Consider the following 15,596-nt stretch of genomic DNA (forward strand, 5'->3'; position numbering starts at 1 on the left):
TCCGTCCTCGGCACGCGGCGGCGCGGCGTGGACCGGTCCATCTCACATGCGAGATACGGTGCGCCCTCGTGACGGCGATCGACTCTCCCCCCACCGACGCGGCCGGCCAGGCCGCGCCCGTGCCCGCCATGCAGCGCATCGGCCTGCTCGTCCGCGACGCGCGGCGCCACCACGGACTCACCCAGGCCCAGCTGGCCGCGCGGCTGGGCACCAGCCAGTCCGCCGTCGCCCGCATCGAGCAGGGCGGGCAGAACCTCACCCTCGAGCTGCTGGGCCGGCTCTCCGAGGCGCTGGGCAGCGAGCTCATCAGCGTCGGCCCGGCCGGGCCCACCCACCTGCGGGTCACCGGCGGCACGCCGCTGAGCGGGGCCGTGACGGTGAAGTCCTCGAAGAACGCGGCCGTCGCGCTGCTCTGCGCCGCCCTGCTCAACCGCGGGCGGACGACGCTGCGCAACGTCGCCCGGATCGTCGAGGTGGACCGCATCCTCGACGTGCTGCGCTCGATCGGCGTCTCGGCCACGTGGGACGCCGCCGGGCGGGACCTCACCCTCGTCGTCCCCGACGAGCTCGACCTGGCCGGCATCGACGCCGACGCCGCCCGCCGCACCCGCAGCATCATCATGTTCCTCGGCCCGCTGCTGCACCGCGCCGGAACCTTCGCGCTGCCCTACGCCGGCGGCTGCGACCTGGGCACCCGCACCGTCGAGCCGCACATGATCGCGCTGCGCCCGTTCGGCCTGGAGGTGCAGGCCCGCGCGGGTGAGTACCACGCCACCGTCGCCGGCCCCGCCGCCGGTGACCGCACGATCGTGCTGACCGAGCGCGGCGACACGGTGACCGAGAACGCGCTGCTGGCCGCCGCACGCACCGACGGGACGACCACCATCCGCAACGCCAGCTGCAACTACATGGTCCAGGACCTCTGCCTGTACCTGCAGCTGCTCGGCGTGGGCATCGAGGGGCTCGGCACCACGACGCTGCGGGTGCAGGGGCGGCCGGTGCTGGAGGCCGACGTCGACTACACGATCAGCGAGGACCCGGTGGAGGCGATGAGCCTGCTGACCGCTGGCATCGTCACCGGCTCGGAGCTCACCGTCCGGCGCGCGCCGGTGGAGTTCCTGGAGATCGAGCTCGCCGTGCTCGCCGAGATGGGGCTGGTGTACGAGCTGTCGGCCGAGTACCCGGCCGACAACGGCCACACCCGGCTGGCCGACGTCACCATCCACCCCTCGCAGCTGCGGGCGCCCATCGACAAGGTGCACCCGATGCCCTTCCCGGGCCTCAACATCGACAACCTGCCGTTCTTCGCGGTCATCGCGGCGGCGGCGTCCGGCTCGACCCTCATCCACGACTGGGTCTACGACAACCGCGCGATCCACCTCTCCGACCTCACCCGGCTCGGGGCCGACGTCCGCCTGCTCGACCCGCACCGGGTGCTGGTGAGCGGGCCGACCCACTGGTCGAACGCGGAGGTGGTGTGCCCGCCGGCGCTGCGGCCGGCCGTGTGCATCCTGCTGGCGATGCTGGCCGCGAAGGGCACCTCGGTGCTGCGCAACGTCGACATCATCGCCCGCGGCTACGAGCAGCTCTACGAACGGCTGGTGGAGATGGGCGCCCGCATCGAGGTCTTCCACGACTAGGCCCCGCCCCGGGCCTGCGAAGGGTGGGGAGGACGGGGGCCTTCCTCAGCGCTCCTGGTCGGTGGGGCGCAGCAGCACCTCGTTGACGGCGACGTGCGGGGGCTGCGAGACGACGTAGAGCACCGCGCGGGCGACGTCGTCGGCGGTCAGCGCGGTCATCGACGCGTGCATCCGCTCCGAGGCCGCCCTCGCCTCCGGCTGGGTGATGTGGCTGGTCAGCTCGGTGGTGACCGCGCCCGGCTCGACCAGGGAGATCCGCACGCCCCGGGTGGTCACCTCCTGGCGCAGGGATTCGCTGAAGGCGTTCACCGCCCACTTGCTGGCGTTGTAGACCCCGGCCCCCTTGCGGGCGGTCCGACCGGCGACGCTGGAGACGTTGACGACGTCGCCCGAGCCCTGCTCGACCATCCCCTCGATCGCCGCGTGGGTCATGTACATGAGGCCCAGCACGTTGGTGTGGACCATGCGCCGCCAGTCCTCGGGATCGGCGCCGACGATCGTGCCGAGCAGCATCACCCCGGCGTTGTTCACCAGCACGTCGAGGCCGCCGAGCTCCTCCCGGGTCCGGCGGACGGCGTCGGTGCAGGCGGCCCCGTCGGTGACGTCGAGGTCCAGGGGGAGCACCCGGGCCCCGTCGGCGCGCAGCCGGTCGGCCAGCGCCGAGAGCCGGTCCGCGCGGCGCGCGCCGACCGCGACGGCGGCCCCGGCCGCGGCCAGCGCGACGGCGGTCGCCTCCCCGATCCCCGAGGACGCCCCGGTCACCAGGGCGACCCGGCCGTCCAGGGGGCGTGCGGCGTCGGTCATGCGGTCCTCCTCCCGTGCCGCCCGGTGCGGCAACCCCCGACAGCCTGCGCCCACGAGGGGCATCCGGCAGCGCGGGCGCGGGCTGTCGACGCCGGCGGGGAGCAGCGCGGGCGGTCGGCGCGGGCGCTCACAGTCAGCCGGGCGGGAGGACGACGCCGAAGCCGCGCACGGCCAGCCGCAGCAGCACCGGGCCGCCCCGGCGGAGGTCGGCCACCCGCGCGGCGGCGGCCCGCTCCAGCTGCGCCACGCGGCGGGCGTACTCCTCGGGGCCGCGCAGCCGGGCCGCGTGCAGCGCCGCGGCGTTGGCCCACACCTTGCGCCGGGACTCGCGCAGCACCACCCGGGTGGCGCGGCGGTTGGCGACGGCCAGGAGCCGGTCGAGCGGGGTCCGCCGCGACCCGGCGGTCTGCAGGGCGCGGTCCTCGGCGGCGACGCGGCCGGCGAGCACCTCGTCGATCCGCACGTGGTCGCGGCGGCGGCCGGCCAGCACCGCGGGGTCGGCGAAGTCGGCCGGGCCGATCACCCGCACGAGCGACTGCGGGAGGTCGAAGTTGATGTGCGCGTTCATGCCGAGCAGCACGTGCCCCTCGGGCCGGGTGGCCGGATCGGCGTCGAACGCCTCGCGCCACGGCTCCGGGGGTGACGCGGGGTCGCGGCGGTGCGCGTCCAGGGCGTCGAGGTACAGCTCGGCGAAGTCGACGTCCCAGGCGGTCACCCAGTCCGGGTCCTCGAACAGGCCGCCGTCGATGGCCGCACCCACCGCCTGCGTCGTCCGCAGGTAGGTGGCGAGGAAGAAGCGCGCCGGGTCGCCGGCCTCCTCCAGCCCGTCCAGCAACCCCTGCATGCGGGCGATGAGCTCGTCCACCGGCACGGTCACCCCGTGATCGTGCCCCGCGAGGCCCCCGCGCGCTGCGGGAGGCCGGCGCCGGGCGGCGGTCAGATGAGCGCGTCGAGCCCCTCGTCGGGCGCGAGGGTCAGCGGGGCGTCGACCGGCGGGCGGTGCGGCTGGTCCAGCCCCCGCATGCGGGCGGCGTGCAGCGCCAGGAGGAGGTTCAGCCGCAGGGTCGGGTCGGTCGTGAACGGGCCGAGCAGCCGCTCGAGCTTGCCGATGCGGTAGCGCATCGTGTTGTAGTGGAAGTGCAGCCGCCGGGCGGACTCCGCCACGTTGAGGTTGGTCTCCAGCAGCACCCGGAGGGTCTCCCGCAGGTCGGCGGAGTCGGGGTCGGAGGCGTCGGCCAGCGTGCCGAGCACCTCGTCCACGTAGTTGCGCAGCTCGGTGCTGTCGGGGATGAGCGAGAGCAGCCGGAACACCCCGAGCTGGTCGAAGTGCGTGACCGCCTGGGTGCCGTGGATCTCCTGGCCGACCGCCAGCGCCCGCTGCGCCTGCTGGTGGGCCTCGCCCAGCGCGGAGAGCGAGCCCGCCGGCCGCCCGATCCCGGTGCCCAGCACCCGCCCGACCCGGCGCACGCGGGCGTTGACCCGCCCGGTCACCGCGCCGACGAGCGAGCTGATCTCCTCGGGGGTGCGGCCGTCGAGCGGCAGCACGGTGACGATCTCGGTGGACAGCCCGGCCACGGCCGCGCCCGACACCTCCGTCTCCAGCGCCGCGCGCCAGCCGTCGGCGAGCCGGTCGAGGACGTCGAGCGCCCGGGTGGGGTCGGCCTGCGGGTCGGCGGCGGTCTCGGTGGCGGTGACGAGGACGACGACCGGGCCGTCGAGCCGCCAGCCGAACGAGCGGGTCTGCGCCAGCGCCCGCTCGGTGTGCCGCATCGACCCGCCGACGAGCCGGCGGACCAGGTCGCCCTGGAAGCGCAGCTCCACCGAGTGCACCGCCTGCTGGCGGATGACCGACAGGGCGGAGACCACGGCGGCACGCTCGAGGACCCCGCCGGCGCCGACGACCATCGGGCCGGACCGGTTGACCGCGACCAGCCAGCCGTGCCGCTGGTCGCCGGCCATGATCGGGGCGACCGCGTACTCCCCCACCCCGCCGGGCAGCTCGTGGTGCCCGGGGACCAGCAGGATGCCGTCGGCCGGTGAGAGGTCGGCGTCGGCGAGGACGTCGGCCGGGGTCACCACGGTCATGTCGGCGCGGGCACCGGAGATGCGCCGGGACGGCGTCATCATCGCCAGCTCGTCCTCGGCCTCGGCGTCCAGCAGCCACAGCCAGTCGCTGATCTCCGCGACGTCCTCGGCCGGCCCCGCCGTGGTGACGACCTCCCGGTCGGGGCCCAGCCCGAGCACCGCGGCGCCCTCCAGGTAGACCGCCAGCTGGTCGGTGACCTCGGCCAGCCCGCCGCCGCTGAGCGCCACGTCGATGAACTGGTCGTGCATGCGGAAGGACAGCGACAGCGCCTCGGCCTGCTTGGTGACCACGGCGCCGAGGACGTCGGAGACCAGCTCGTCCATGCGCACGTCGGCCGGGAGCGCGAGCACGGGCAGGCCCCGGCGGTCGGCCTCGGCCAGCAGCTCCGCCGGCACGGGCGGGGTCGCCTCGGTGCCGCGGTAGGCCAGGGCGGCGGTGCCGGAGGCCTCGAGCCGCTCGACCAGCAGCCGGCAGCGGCCCGGGTCGGCCGGGGGGAGCCGGGCACCGAGCACCAGCAGGACCTCCGGCCCGGCCGCGGCGAGGGGGTCGGCCGGGTCGTCGACCACCATGTGCCGCAGCACGCGGTCGAGGCCGCCGCCCCCGGCGACCACCTCGGCCGCCCGCAGCGCCGGCAGGTCGAGCGCCTCCTGCAGCGAGAGCCCCATGCGGTCCTGCCAGCTGGCCCGCTCGGTGCGGTTCTCGGACACGGCCACCTCCGACGCGACGGGAGATCGACGGAAGGAGGTCAAGCCGTTACCGTGCGTGCTGAGCACACGTTCGGCTTCACCCTGGGTCACGGAGTCCATCCTCCCGGTCGAGATGTGGCGGCCTATACCACAGAAGTCTGTCAGTAGTACCTGGACCGACGACCCCATTCTTGGCTACTTCCGCCATACTTCCGCGCGCGACGCGCCGCATAGGTTCGAAGCCCGGGCCCACCCGCCCGCAGGATGGTAAGCCGGTCACCGCGACCCGGTGGCGACCGGCCCCTCCGGCACCGGTGGGCTGGGCCGGGCGGGGGGCCCGAGCCGAAGGTCTCCCGTTGCATCCACGGTGAAGAGGCCTCCCATGCGCACCATCGACGAGTCGACCGGACCGGAGGCCCCTCGTGGCCTGTCGGGTCGCGCCACCGCCGCCCCCGACGCCCGCGCGGCCCGCGCCGGCGTCCCGACCATCCCGCTGCCCCGCGCGTCCGCCTCGGCAGCGGCTCGGACCGCCCCGGTCGCCCGCGCGGCCGTACCCGCGTCCGCCAGCACCGGGATCGCCGACCTGCTCCGGGGCCCCGTCCGCCCGGCCCGGGTCCTGATGACCGCCCCCGCCGCCGTCTACCTGCAGGTGCCCACCGACCACGGAACCGACATCGTCGGGGTGCTCACCAGCGACGCCGCCCGCCTCCCCCTGGGCTGCGTGCTGTTCCGCCCGAGCAACGGGCGCCCCCTGGTCGCCCTCCCGAGCGGTGCCCCGGCCGAGGTCGGCGGCGGCCGCATCGTCGTGGGTGACCTCGCGGTCAGCGCGGCGGCGTGGTGGGACCCGCGCCCGCGGCTGCCCAGCCCGCGGCCCGCACTGCTCCCCGAGGGCGTGCGCCAGCTGCGCAACGCGCTCTACGGGGAGGGTGTCCCCCACAGCGCGTTCACGCTGCCCGGCCTGCCGGCCGGTCCCGGGGGGCCGCTGGCCGCGCTGCGCGGCGCGGTCCGGCGCGCCGACCTGGACGCCGCCCTGCGGACCGCCGCCCGGCTGATCGGGCTCGGCCCCGGGCTCACGCCCGCCGGGGACGACGTCATGGCCGGCACCATGGCCGGTCTCGTCCTCCTCGGCCACCCGGCCGCCGAGCGGTTCGCCGCGGGGGTGTACTCGCTCGCGGCCGGGCGGACGACCGAGCTGTCCCGGGCGCTGCTGCGGCACGCCGCCGCCGGGCGGGTCAGCGGCGAGTACGCCGCGGTCCTGCACGGGCTGGTCGGCGAGCGGCCGCTGGGCCCGACGATCGCCTCGCTGCTGGCCACCGGTTCGACGAGCGGCCGGGCGATGGCGCTGGGCATGTGCACCGCCATCGACCTCGTGGAGCGCACCACCCGCCGCTGAGCTCCCCCGTCCCCGGCCTCGGGTGTCCCCCGAGGCCGGGGACCAGGGACGGTTCCGGGCGTTCCCGGATGGTCCGGGGCCGCTCCGCGGCGGCAGGCTCTGTGCCATGAGCGAACCGCACACCACCGTCCCCCCGTACACCGCCGTCCCCCCGACCGCCGCCGACCAGCCCCGCCGCGCGGAGCTGCGCCGCAGCCGCACCGACGCCATGGCCGGCGGTGTCTGCGGGGGGCTCGGCGAGCACACCGGCATCGACCCGCTGCTCTGGCGGGTCGGCTTCGTGACCCTCACCCTCGCCGGCGGTGCCGGCATCCCCGTCTACCTGCTGCTCTGGGTGCTCATGCCCCCGGCGCCGCTGCCGGCCGGTCAGCAGCCACGGCCGGTCGACGCCCTGGCCGACCGGCTGCACGAGAAGCTGGTCCGCCGCAGCTGACCGCGCGCGGCCCCGGTGCAGGGTCCCGCGCCGAGCCCGGGCCGCGCGCCGGGCACCGGCGGCCCCGGTGCAGGGTCCCGCGCCGAGCCCGCGCCGCGCGCCGGGCACCGGCGGCCCCGGTGCAGGCTCCCGCGCCGAGCCCGCGCCGCGCGCCGGGCACCGGCGGCCCCGGTGCAGGGTCCCGCGCCGAGCCCGCGCCGCGCGCCGGGCACCGGCGGCCCCGGTGCAGGGTCCCGCGCCGAGCCCGCGAGGCGTGGGGGGCACCGGGGTCCTTTCAGATGCGGCAGGCGTGGATGCTGGTCACGAGGATCGCCCGGGCGCCCAGCTCCCACAGCTCGTCCATGAGCCGGTTGGTCTCGCCCTGCGGCACCATGGCCCGCACCGCCGACCAGCCGGGGGTCTGCAGCGGGCTCACCGTCGGGCCCTCCAGGCCGGGGGTGATGGCGGTGGCCCGCGGCAGCAGGTCGTTGGGGCAGTCGTAGTCGAGCATCACGTACTGCCGGGCGACCAGCACCCCGCGCAGCCGGCGGCGCAGCTGGGCGACCGCGGGCACCTCCTCGGCGCCGGCCCGGCGCACCAGGATCGCCTCGCTGGTCAGCACCGGCTCGCCGATGATGTGCAGGCCGGCCGCGCGCAGCGTCGTCCCGGTCTCGACGACGTCGCAGACGGCGTCGGCCACCCCCAACCGGCAGGCGGTCTCCACGGCACCGTCGAGCTTGACGACCTCTGCCTTGATGTCCTTGTCCTCGAGGTAGCGGCGCAGCAGCACGGGGTAGGCCGTCGCGATCCGCTTGCCGGCCAGCTGGTCGACGCCCTCGATGCCCGACTCCACCGGGGTGGCGAACCGGAACGAGGAGCGCCCGAAGCCCAGCGGCATGACCTCGACGGCCGCGGCCCCCTGCCCGTCGGCCGGTGCGGTCTCGAGCAGCATGTCCCGGCCGGTGATGCCCACGTCCAGGGTGCCGGCGGCGACGTAGACGGCGATGTCGCGGGGTCGCAGGTAGAAGAACTCGGTGTCGCTGTCGGGGTCGTAGACGGCGAGGTCCTTGGTGCTGCGGCGCTGGCGGTAACCGCTCTCGGCGAGCATCTCGGCCGCCGGCTCGCTCAGGACGCCCTTGTTGGGCACGGCGATGCGCAGCACGGTGGGATCTCCTTCGGTGGGATCGGGTCGGTCGGGGAGGCGGAGCGGGTCTACAGGTGCGCGTAGACGTCGTCGAGGCTCAGCCCGCGGGCCAGCATGAGCACCTGCACCCGGTAGAGCAGCTGGCTGACCTCCTCGGCGGTGCGCTCGGGCCCCTCGTGCTCGGCGGCCATCCAGGACTCGGCGGCCTCCTCGACGACCTTCTTGCCCGCGGCGTGCACGCCGTCGCGGACGGCGCTGACCGTGCCCGAGGCCGGGTCGCCGGCGGCCACCTTGGCCGACAGCTCGGCGAACAGCTCGTCGAAGGTCTTCACGACCGGGCCTCCTGGCCGGCCGGGAGGACGCGGAAGCCGGTCGGCCCCTGCGGGCCGCGCAGCCCGCGCAGGGTCAGCGCGGTGGCCAGTGCGGCGACGGTGGCCTCCCAGCCCTTGTCCTCGGCCGAGCCGGGCAGCCCGGCGCGGTCGCGGGCCTGCTCCTCGGTGTCGCAGGTGAGGACGCCGTTGCCCACGGGGGTGCCCGCGTCGAGGGCCACCCGGGTGAGACCGGCGGTGACGGCGTCGCAGACGTACTCGAAGTGCGGGGTCCCGCCCCGGACGACCACGCCGAGGGCGACGACGGCGTCGTGCCGGTCGGTGAGCGCCTGGGCGACCACCGGCAGCTCCACCGCGCCGGGGACCCGGGCCACGGTCGGCTCGGCCACCCCGCAGGCGCGGGCGGCGGCCAGCGCACGGTCCAGCAGCGCGTCGGTGAGCTCGGCGTGCCAGGTGGTGGCGACGACGCCGAGGGTCAGGCCCGCCGCGTCGACCGGCCGGGCCTCGGGCGCACCCCGGCCGCTCACAGCTGCTGCTCCGTCCGGCGCAGCGGGACCGCGGTGCCGGGCACCGTCGCGGTGCCCGGGTTGTCCGCGGGGCCGGCCTCGGTCTCGGGCTCGATGATGTCGAGCAGGTGCCCCATCCGGTCGCGTTTGGTGCGCAGGTAGGCCAGGTTCTCGGCGGTCACGTGGCTGGGCAGCGGCACCCGGCCGTTGATCTTCAGGCCGTAGCCCTCCAGGCCGGCGCGCTTGGCGGGGTTGTTGGTGAGCAGCCGCATCGTGTGCACGCCGAGGTCGACGAGGATCTGCGCGCCGGTGCCGTAGTCGCGGGCGTCGGCGGGCAGGCCGAGGTCGAGGTTGGCGTCGACGGTGTCCACCCCGGCGTCCTGCAGCTGGTAGGCCTGCAGCTTGTGCAGCAGGCCGATGCCCCGGCCCTCGTGCCCGCGGATGTAGAGCACGATGCCGCGGCCCTCCTGGGCCACCGCGGCCAGCGCGGCCTGCAGCTGCGGACCGCAGTCGCAGCGCAGCGACCCGAACACGTCACCGGTGAGGCACTCGGAGTGCACCCGGACGAGCACGTCCTCGCCGTCCCCGACCTCGCCGTAGACGAAGGCCACGTGCTCGCGGTCGTCGTAGGAGCTGCGGTAGCCGACCGCGGTGAAGGTCCCGGGGGCCAGCGGGACGGTCGCCTCGGCCACCCGCTCGACCAGCTTGTCGAAGCGCTTGCGGTAGGCGATCAGGTCGGCGATCGAGACCAGGCACAGGCCGTGCTCGTCGGCGAAGACGCGCAGCTCCTCCCCGCGGGCCATGCCGGTGGGGTCCTTCTCGCTGACCAGCTCGCACAGCGTGCCGGAGGGGCGCAGCCCGGCGAGGACCGCGAGGTCCACGGCGGCCTCGGTGTGGCCGGGGCGGCGCAGCACCCCGCCGTCCTTGGCGCGCAGCGGGACGATGTGCCCCGGCCGGGCCAGGTCGGCGGAGTTGGTGGTCGGGTCGGCCAGCAGCCGGATCGTGTGCGCCCGGTCGTGCGCGGAGATGCCGGTGGTGACGCCCTCGCGGGCGTCGACGGTGACCGTGTACGCGGTGCCGCGGCGGTCCTGGTTGACGCGGAACATCGGCGGCAGGTCCAGCCGGTCGGCGTCGGCCTCGGTGACGGCCACGCAGATGTAGCCGGAGGTGTAGCGGACCATGAAGGCCACCAGCTCCGGGGTGGCCAGCTCCGAGGCGAAGATCAGGTCGCCCTCGTTCTCGCGGTCCTCGTCGTCCATGACGACGACGGGGCGGCCGTCCTTGATGGCGGCGATGGCGTCCTCGATGGAGTCCAGCCGCAGGCCCGGGGTGGTCACCGGCGCGCTCCCAGCAGTCGTTCGGTGTACTTGGCGATGACGTCGACCTCCAGGTTGACCGGGCTCCCCGGGGGGAGCGTGCCGAGCGTCGTCTCGCGCAGCGTGGTGGGGATGAGGCTGATCTCGAACCAGGGCTCCGGGACGCCGGCATCGCTGACCGCGCTGACCGTCAGCGACACCCCGTCGACGGTGATCGAGCCCTTCTCGACGACGTAGCGGGCCAGCTCGGGCGGCAGCGCGACCCGCACGACCTCCCAGTGCTCGGCCGGGGTCCGGGTGAGCACGGTGCCCACGCCGTCCACGTGCCCCTGGACGATGTGGCCGCCGAGCCGGGTCTGCGGGGTGACCGCGCGCTCGAGGTTGACCGGGTCGCCCACGGCCAGCCTGCCGATGCTGCTGCGGCGCAGCGTCTCCCCCATGACGTCGGTGCTCCAGGCGGCGTCGTCGACGGAGGTGACCGTCAGGCAGACGCCGTTGACCGCGATGGAGTCGCCGAGCGCGGTGCCCTCGAGCGCCCGGGCGGCGCGGATGCGCAGCCGGGCGGAGTCGCCGTCCTCCTCGCGCGCGAGCAGGGTGCCCATCTCCTCGACGATGCCGGTGAACACCTCAGCCCCTCCCGTCCGCGGACCCGTCGTCCCCAGTGTGACGGGTGGGGCGCAGGCGGATCTGCACGTCCCCGCCCAGCCGGGTCACGTCCACGACGTCCAGGGTCAGCGCGCCGCCGATCCCGGCAATTCCCAGGTCGCCCACCAGCGGGGCGCCGGCCCCCAGCAGCTTGGGTGCGAGGTGGACGACGGCCTCGTCGACCAGGCCGGCGCGCAGGAAGGCGGCGGCCAGCGTGGGGCCGCCCTCGAGGAGGACCCGCCGGACGTCGCGGTCGAACAGCTCGGCGAGCAGCCCGGCCGGGTCCGCTGCGGTGCTGACGTGGGTGGGCGCGGCGCCGTCCCGGACCCGGGCCCCGGCCGGGAGCCGGCCGCGCCGGTCGACCACCACGCGCAGCGGCTGCCGCGCGGCGTCCCGGCCGTCGGGGGTGCGCACGGTGAGCTGCGGGTCGTCGACGAGCGCGGTGCCGGAGCCGACGACGACGGCGTCGCAGATCGCCCGGAGCCGGTGGACGGCGGCGCGCGCGTCGGGGCCGGTGACCCACCGGCTGCTCCCGTCGGCGGCGGCCACCCGGCCGTCGAGGGTGCCGGCGGCCTTCCACACCACGTAGGGGCGCCGCAGCCTCACGCCGGTCAGCCAGGCGGCCAGCGCGCCGTCCTCGGCCTGCTGCCGCTCGACGCCGAGCTCGACGTCCACCCCGGCCGCCCGCAGCCGCTCGGCGCCGCCGCCGGCGAGCTCGGTGGGCTCGGGGACCGCGACGACGACCCGGGCGACCCCGGCCGCCAGCAGCGCGTCGGCGCACGGGCCGGTGCGGCCGGTGTGCGCGCACGGCTCCAGGGTGACCACGGCGGTGCCGCCGCGGGCCCGTTCCCCGGCCTGCCGGAGGGCGTGGACCTCCGCGTGCGGGCCGCCGGGCGGGTCGGTGGCGCCCTCCCCTGCGACGGTGCCGTCCGCGGCGAGGACGACGGCGCCCACCGGGGGGTTGGGGCTGGTGGTGCCGAGGACGGACTCCCCGAGCTCGCGCGCCCGGGCCATGGCGCGGGACTCGTGCGCCCGGGCCGTGGCGCGGGACTCGTGCGCCCGGGCCGTGGCGCGGGACTCGCGCGCCCGGGCCGTGGCGCGGGACTCGCGCGCCCGGGCCGCCGCCGCGCGCTCGGCGTCCGTGCCGTTCACCCCGGCATCGCCGCGGCGGCCTGGGCCCGCAGCGCGGCGATGGCCCGGCCCGGGTCGTCGGCGCCGTACACCGCCGAGCCGGCGACGAAGACGTCGGCGCCCGCGGCCGCGGCCTGCTCGATCGTGTCCGCGTTGATGCCGCCGTCCACCTCGACGAGGACGGTGAGGTGCCCGGTGTCGACCAGCTCGCGGGCGCGGCGGACCTTGGGCAGGGTCTCGGCGATGAACTCCTGGCCGCCGAAGCCGGGCTCGACGGTCATGACGAGGAGGGTGTCGAAGTCCCGGAGGAGGTCGAGGTAGGGGTCGAGGTCGGTGCCGGGCCTGAGCGCCAGGCCGGCCAGGGCCCCCGCAGCCCGGATGTCCCGCGCCACCGCACGGGGGTCGCCGGAGGCCTCGGCGTGCACGGTGACGTTGCGCGCGCCGGCCTCCGCGTACCCCGGGGCCCACCGCTCCGGCGCCTCGATCATCAGGTGGCAGTCCAGCGGGACGGGGCTCACCGCCTGCACCGCCTGCATGACCGGCAGACCGAAGGTCAGGTTGGGCACGAAGTGCGCGTCCATGACGTCGAAGTGCAGCCAGTCGGCGTCGGCGACCCGCTGGGCCTCGTCGGCGAGACGGGCGAAGTCGGCCGACAGCAGGCTCGGCGCGATCATCGGGGTGCGGGCCACGTCCGCCGAGTCTAGGCGGGCGGTGATCACCGCCCGCCCACGGGAGCGGTGGAGGTCACCGGCGGCGGCGCGTGCGCCGCCGCCGGAGCACGGCCCCCACGACCAGGGCCACGAGCAGGAGCAGGCCGGCCCACCAGGCCCCGGCCGGGACGGAGGTGCCGCCGTCCCCGGGCTCGGCGACGGGGGCGGCTGCGACGTCCGGCGCCGCCTCCGGCGGGGCGGTCGTCGTGGGCGCGGGGCTCGGCGTCGTGACCGGATCGGTCGTGGTCGGTGCCGGTGCGCCGGGGGCGACGGTGAGCACCGGCGCGGGCCGCCGGGGCTCGGGCGCTCCCGGGAGGACCGGCTCGATCCAGGCGTCCTCGCTGCCGTCGGCGTACTGCTGGATCGTCGGGAAGGCCAGCGTCGTGACCCCGGCGGGCAGCGCGGTGACGGTGACGGCGTACTGGGCCCCCTCGCCGACCGGCAGGGCCGGGCCGGCCACCTGGAAGCCCGTGTCGGTGGGGGTGAGCGCCCACCCCTGGGGGCCTGCGGCGAGGCTCACGTCGGCCGGTGCGATCCCCTCGGGCAGCCGGGTGCGCAACCCGGTGATGCCGGCGGTGTCGGACTCCGCCGCGGCGCTGAAGGTCAGCGTCACCGGGCCGGTGCCGGCGACGGCGTCGGGAGCGGTGACGTGCACGTGCGCGGTGGCGGGGCCGGCGCCGACGGCCACGAGGACGGCGGCCAGCACGGTCGGGACGAGGATGCGGACGACGCGGGTCACGCCACCACCAGTCGTCGGCCGGGCCCCCGGGGTTCCCGAGGCGCCGGGACGCCGTCCCTGCCGACCGCGTGCCGCTGCTCCGGGAGGCCGGCCGGCGCCGGGCGGCCGCGGCTGCGCCACGACCGCACACCACCCCCGACCGGCCCCGGGACCCCGGCCGTCCGCGGGGTGCGCGGTGCCGGGCGCCGTCCGACCACGGCTGCCGCGCCCGGCCCGGCCGGGTGGGCAACCCCGCCGTCGCGGCGCACCCCACCACCGGCCCACCGGCAGCCGTGGTCCCGCAACCTGCGGGAAGGTGCTGGTCAGGGCCGGTTTCTGTCGTACCCGCGCTCTACGGTGAGGGCATGTTCACCGGTGGCGGGTTCGGGGTCGGTCTGACCGTGACCGACCTACCGGTCGCTGCCGCGGTCTCGGGAGTGCTGGTGGCCGAGGAGCGGCCGGCGCGGCTGGCCGAGGTGCTGCCGGTCGATGCCCGCACGGCGGCGGAGAAGGCCTTCGAGCTGCAGCGGGTGCAGGCGCTCAAGGCCCGGCTGGCCGCCTACGAGGTGGAACTGGTCGCCGCGTTGGCCGCCGACCGCCCCGCGGTGCACGACCGGCGGGCGGGTGCGCCGGGCGCCGCCGGCCCCGATCCCGGCCCGGCCGGGGTGCCCGGTCCACCCGAGGGGGTCAGCGAGTTCTTCTGCGACGAGCTGGCGGTCATCCTCAACTGCTCGCGCACCGCCGCCAGCGTGCTCACCGACGAGGCGCTCACCCTCACTGAGCGGCTGCCGGGCACCCGGGCGGCGCTGGCCGACGGACGGCTGGACTGGCCCCGCGCCCGCGCCATCGCCCGCGAACTCGGCTGGCCAGCCCGCGCCACCGACCCGCGGATCGTGGAGCAGGTCGAGGCCGCGGTGCTGCCGCACGCCGACGGCTGGTCGGTCTCCCGGCTGCGCGCGGCGGTGCGCCGCGAGCTCCTGGCCCGCGACGCCGACGCCGCCGACCGCCGCCGGAAGGACGCCGAACGCGCCGCCGACGTCACCAACCGCCCGGCCGGGGACGGCATGGGCGACCTGGTGGCGCGCATGCCCTGGCCGCTGGCCCGGGCGGCCCGGGCCACCCTCGACGCCCATGCCCGCGCCGCCCAGGCCGCCGGCGACGCCCGCCCGCTCGGGCAGCTGCGGGTCGCCGCGCTGGCCGACCTGGTGCTGCGCCCCTGGGCCGTCGCCGCCGAGCCGGTGGCGGTGCACCTGCAGCTCACCGCGCCGCTGGACGCGCTCACACCGCAGCGCTTCCTGGCCGGCGGCGCCCCACCGCCCGCGGACACCGGCACCATCACCCTGCCCCCGCCCGGGGCGGTGGCCGCACCCACCGCCGCCGTCGACGGCGAGCCGATCACCGCCGCCCACCTGCGCGCCCTGCTCACCCAGGTCGACAGCCTGTGCCCCGGCGGCCTGCAGCCGCCCACCGGCGGCAGCCTCACCTTCGCGCTCACCGATCCCGACGGCACCCTGCGCGCCGTGCTCGACCGCCCCCGCCTCGAGCGGTTGGCCGCCCGCGGTTGCCCGGCCCACGGCCGCGACGCCGACTGCCGGTGCGCGGTGCTCGACCGCCCGGCGGCCACTGGCGCCTACCGGCCCACCGACGCCCAGCGGCTCTTCGTCCGCACCCGCGACCGCACCTGCCGCCACCCCGGCTGCGCCAACCGGGCCGGCTGGGCCGATCTGGACCACGTCGTCCCGCACGCCTGCGGCGGCGCCACCGCCTGCGACAACCTCTGCTGCCTGTGCCGACGCCACCACCGGCTCAAGACCCACGCCCCCGGCTGGACCCACACCCTCACCCCGGACGGGCGGCTCACCGTCACCACCCCCTCCGGCGTCACCCGCACCACCCGCCCACCCGGCCAGACCGAAGCCCCACCGCCCCCCGTCGACCTGCCTCTCACTGGGATCCGGCTGCTCGCCACCTGCCCCGAACCCCCACCGGAGACACCCGACCCCGCCGACGACCCACCACCCTTCTAGGGGCGCACCTGTCCGTGGACGGACGGGCGTGGCCCGGGGGGAGTCGGAC

At 76.7% G+C, this 15,596-nt stretch carries 15 protein-coding genes; 4 read left to right on the forward strand and 11 right to left on the reverse strand.

Annotation, left to right across the window (positions count from 1 at the left end; translation table 11 throughout):
* The first annotated feature begins 68 nt into the window (after window positions 1–68).
* Window positions 69–1,640 carry a helix-turn-helix domain-containing protein gene (locus ACI8AC_RS08635; protein WP_456897140.1) on the forward strand — a complete coding sequence of 524 codons (1,572 nt, stop codon included), beginning with the start codon at window positions 69–71 and terminating at the stop codon, window positions 1,638–1,640.
* Between the two features lie 45 nt (window positions 1,641–1,685).
* Here ACI8AC_RS08635 and ACI8AC_RS08640 read toward each other — a convergent pair whose 3' ends face one another.
* The 3 genes from ACI8AC_RS08640 to ACI8AC_RS08650 form a co-directional block, all read right to left on the reverse strand.
* Window positions 1,686–2,444: an SDR family NAD(P)-dependent oxidoreductase gene (locus ACI8AC_RS08640; protein ID WP_456897142.1), complete on the reverse strand. Its 759-nt coding sequence runs from the start codon at window positions 2,442–2,444 to the stop codon at window positions 1,686–1,688.
* Window positions 2,445–2,577: 133 nt separating this feature from the next.
* Complete coding sequence (locus ACI8AC_RS08645) at window positions 2,578–3,321, reverse strand: DUF5995 family protein (protein WP_456897144.1); 744 nt, start codon at window positions 3,319–3,321, stop codon at window positions 2,578–2,580.
* A 59-nt stretch (window positions 3,322–3,380) separates the two neighbouring features.
* Window positions 3,381–5,237, reverse strand: coding sequence for a PucR family transcriptional regulator (locus ACI8AC_RS08650; RefSeq protein ID WP_456897146.1), 1,857 nt, complete (start codon window positions 5,235–5,237; stop codon window positions 3,381–3,383).
* Window positions 5,238–5,598: 361 nt separating this feature from the next.
* Between ACI8AC_RS08650 and ACI8AC_RS08655 the strand changes: the two genes are divergently transcribed.
* Both ACI8AC_RS08655 and ACI8AC_RS08660 read left to right on the forward strand, forming a co-directional pair.
* Window positions 5,599–6,609: a DUF2877 domain-containing protein gene (locus ACI8AC_RS08655; protein ID WP_456897148.1), complete on the forward strand. Its 1,011-nt coding sequence runs from the start codon at window positions 5,599–5,601 to the stop codon at window positions 6,607–6,609.
* Window positions 6,610–6,715: 106 nt separating this feature from the next.
* Window positions 6,716–7,042 (forward strand): PspC domain-containing protein, encoded by a 327-nt coding sequence (locus tag ACI8AC_RS08660; RefSeq protein ID WP_456897150.1) that lies wholly within the window; start codon window positions 6,716–6,718, stop codon window positions 7,040–7,042.
* Between the two features lie 274 nt (window positions 7,043–7,316).
* On the opposite strand, the gene hisG is transcribed toward ACI8AC_RS08660, so the two are convergent.
* From hisG to ACI8AC_RS08700, 8 genes are read right to left on the reverse strand one after another with little or no spacing between them, the layout of a single operon-like run.
* Window positions 7,317–8,183, reverse strand: a complete 867-nt coding sequence (gene hisG, locus ACI8AC_RS08665; protein ID WP_456897152.1) for an ATP phosphoribosyltransferase — start codon at window positions 8,181–8,183, stop codon at window positions 7,317–7,319.
* Window positions 8,184–8,233: 50 nt separating this feature from the next.
* Window positions 8,234–8,497 (reverse strand): phosphoribosyl-ATP diphosphatase, encoded by a 264-nt coding sequence (locus ACI8AC_RS08670; RefSeq protein WP_456897154.1) that lies wholly within the window; start codon window positions 8,495–8,497, stop codon window positions 8,234–8,236.
* Window positions 8,494–9,021, reverse strand: a complete 528-nt coding sequence (ribH, locus tag ACI8AC_RS08675; RefSeq protein ID WP_456897156.1) for a 6,7-dimethyl-8-ribityllumazine synthase — start codon at window positions 9,019–9,021, stop codon at window positions 8,494–8,496. The genes ACI8AC_RS08670 and ribH overlap by 4 nt, the downstream gene beginning before the upstream one ends.
* Window positions 9,018–10,337 carry a bifunctional 3,4-dihydroxy-2-butanone-4-phosphate synthase/GTP cyclohydrolase II gene (locus ACI8AC_RS08680; RefSeq protein ID WP_456897158.1) on the reverse strand — a complete coding sequence of 440 codons (1,320 nt, stop codon included), beginning with the start codon at window positions 10,335–10,337 and terminating at the stop codon, window positions 9,018–9,020. Before ACI8AC_RS08680 ends, ribH begins: the two co-directional genes overlap by 4 nt.
* Window positions 10,334–10,942: a riboflavin synthase gene (locus ACI8AC_RS08685; protein ID WP_456897160.1), complete on the reverse strand. Its 609-nt coding sequence runs from the start codon at window positions 10,940–10,942 to the stop codon at window positions 10,334–10,336. Before ACI8AC_RS08685 ends, ACI8AC_RS08680 begins: the two co-directional genes overlap by 4 nt.
* Window position 10,943: 1 nt before the next feature.
* Window positions 10,944–12,113, reverse strand: coding sequence for a bifunctional diaminohydroxyphosphoribosylaminopyrimidine deaminase/5-amino-6-(5-phosphoribosylamino)uracil reductase RibD (gene ribD / locus ACI8AC_RS08690; RefSeq protein WP_456897162.1), 1,170 nt, complete (start codon window positions 12,111–12,113; stop codon window positions 10,944–10,946).
* Entirely contained in the window at window positions 12,110–12,781 is a 672-nt protein-coding gene (gene rpe / locus ACI8AC_RS08695; protein WP_456897163.1) for a ribulose-phosphate 3-epimerase, read from the reverse strand. The genes ribD and rpe overlap by 4 nt, the downstream gene beginning before the upstream one ends.
* A gap of 55 nt (window positions 12,782–12,836) precedes the next feature.
* A complete protein-coding gene (locus tag ACI8AC_RS08700) occupies window positions 12,837–13,541 on the reverse strand; it encodes a DUF1775 domain-containing protein (protein ID WP_456897165.1) in 705 nt (234 codons plus the stop codon).
* 344 nt (window positions 13,542–13,885) lie between these two features.
* Here ACI8AC_RS08700 and ACI8AC_RS08705 point away from each other — a divergent pair, with 344 nt between their 5' ends.
* The gene (locus ACI8AC_RS08705) at window positions 13,886–15,547 is read left to right on the forward strand and encodes a DUF222 domain-containing protein (RefSeq protein ID WP_456897166.1); all 1,662 of its coding nucleotides are present in this window, start codon (window positions 13,886–13,888) and stop codon (window positions 15,545–15,547) included.
* Window positions 15,548–15,596: the final 49 nt, after the last annotated feature.

This window comes from Geodermatophilus sp. SYSU D00758 (assembly GCF_054049955.1).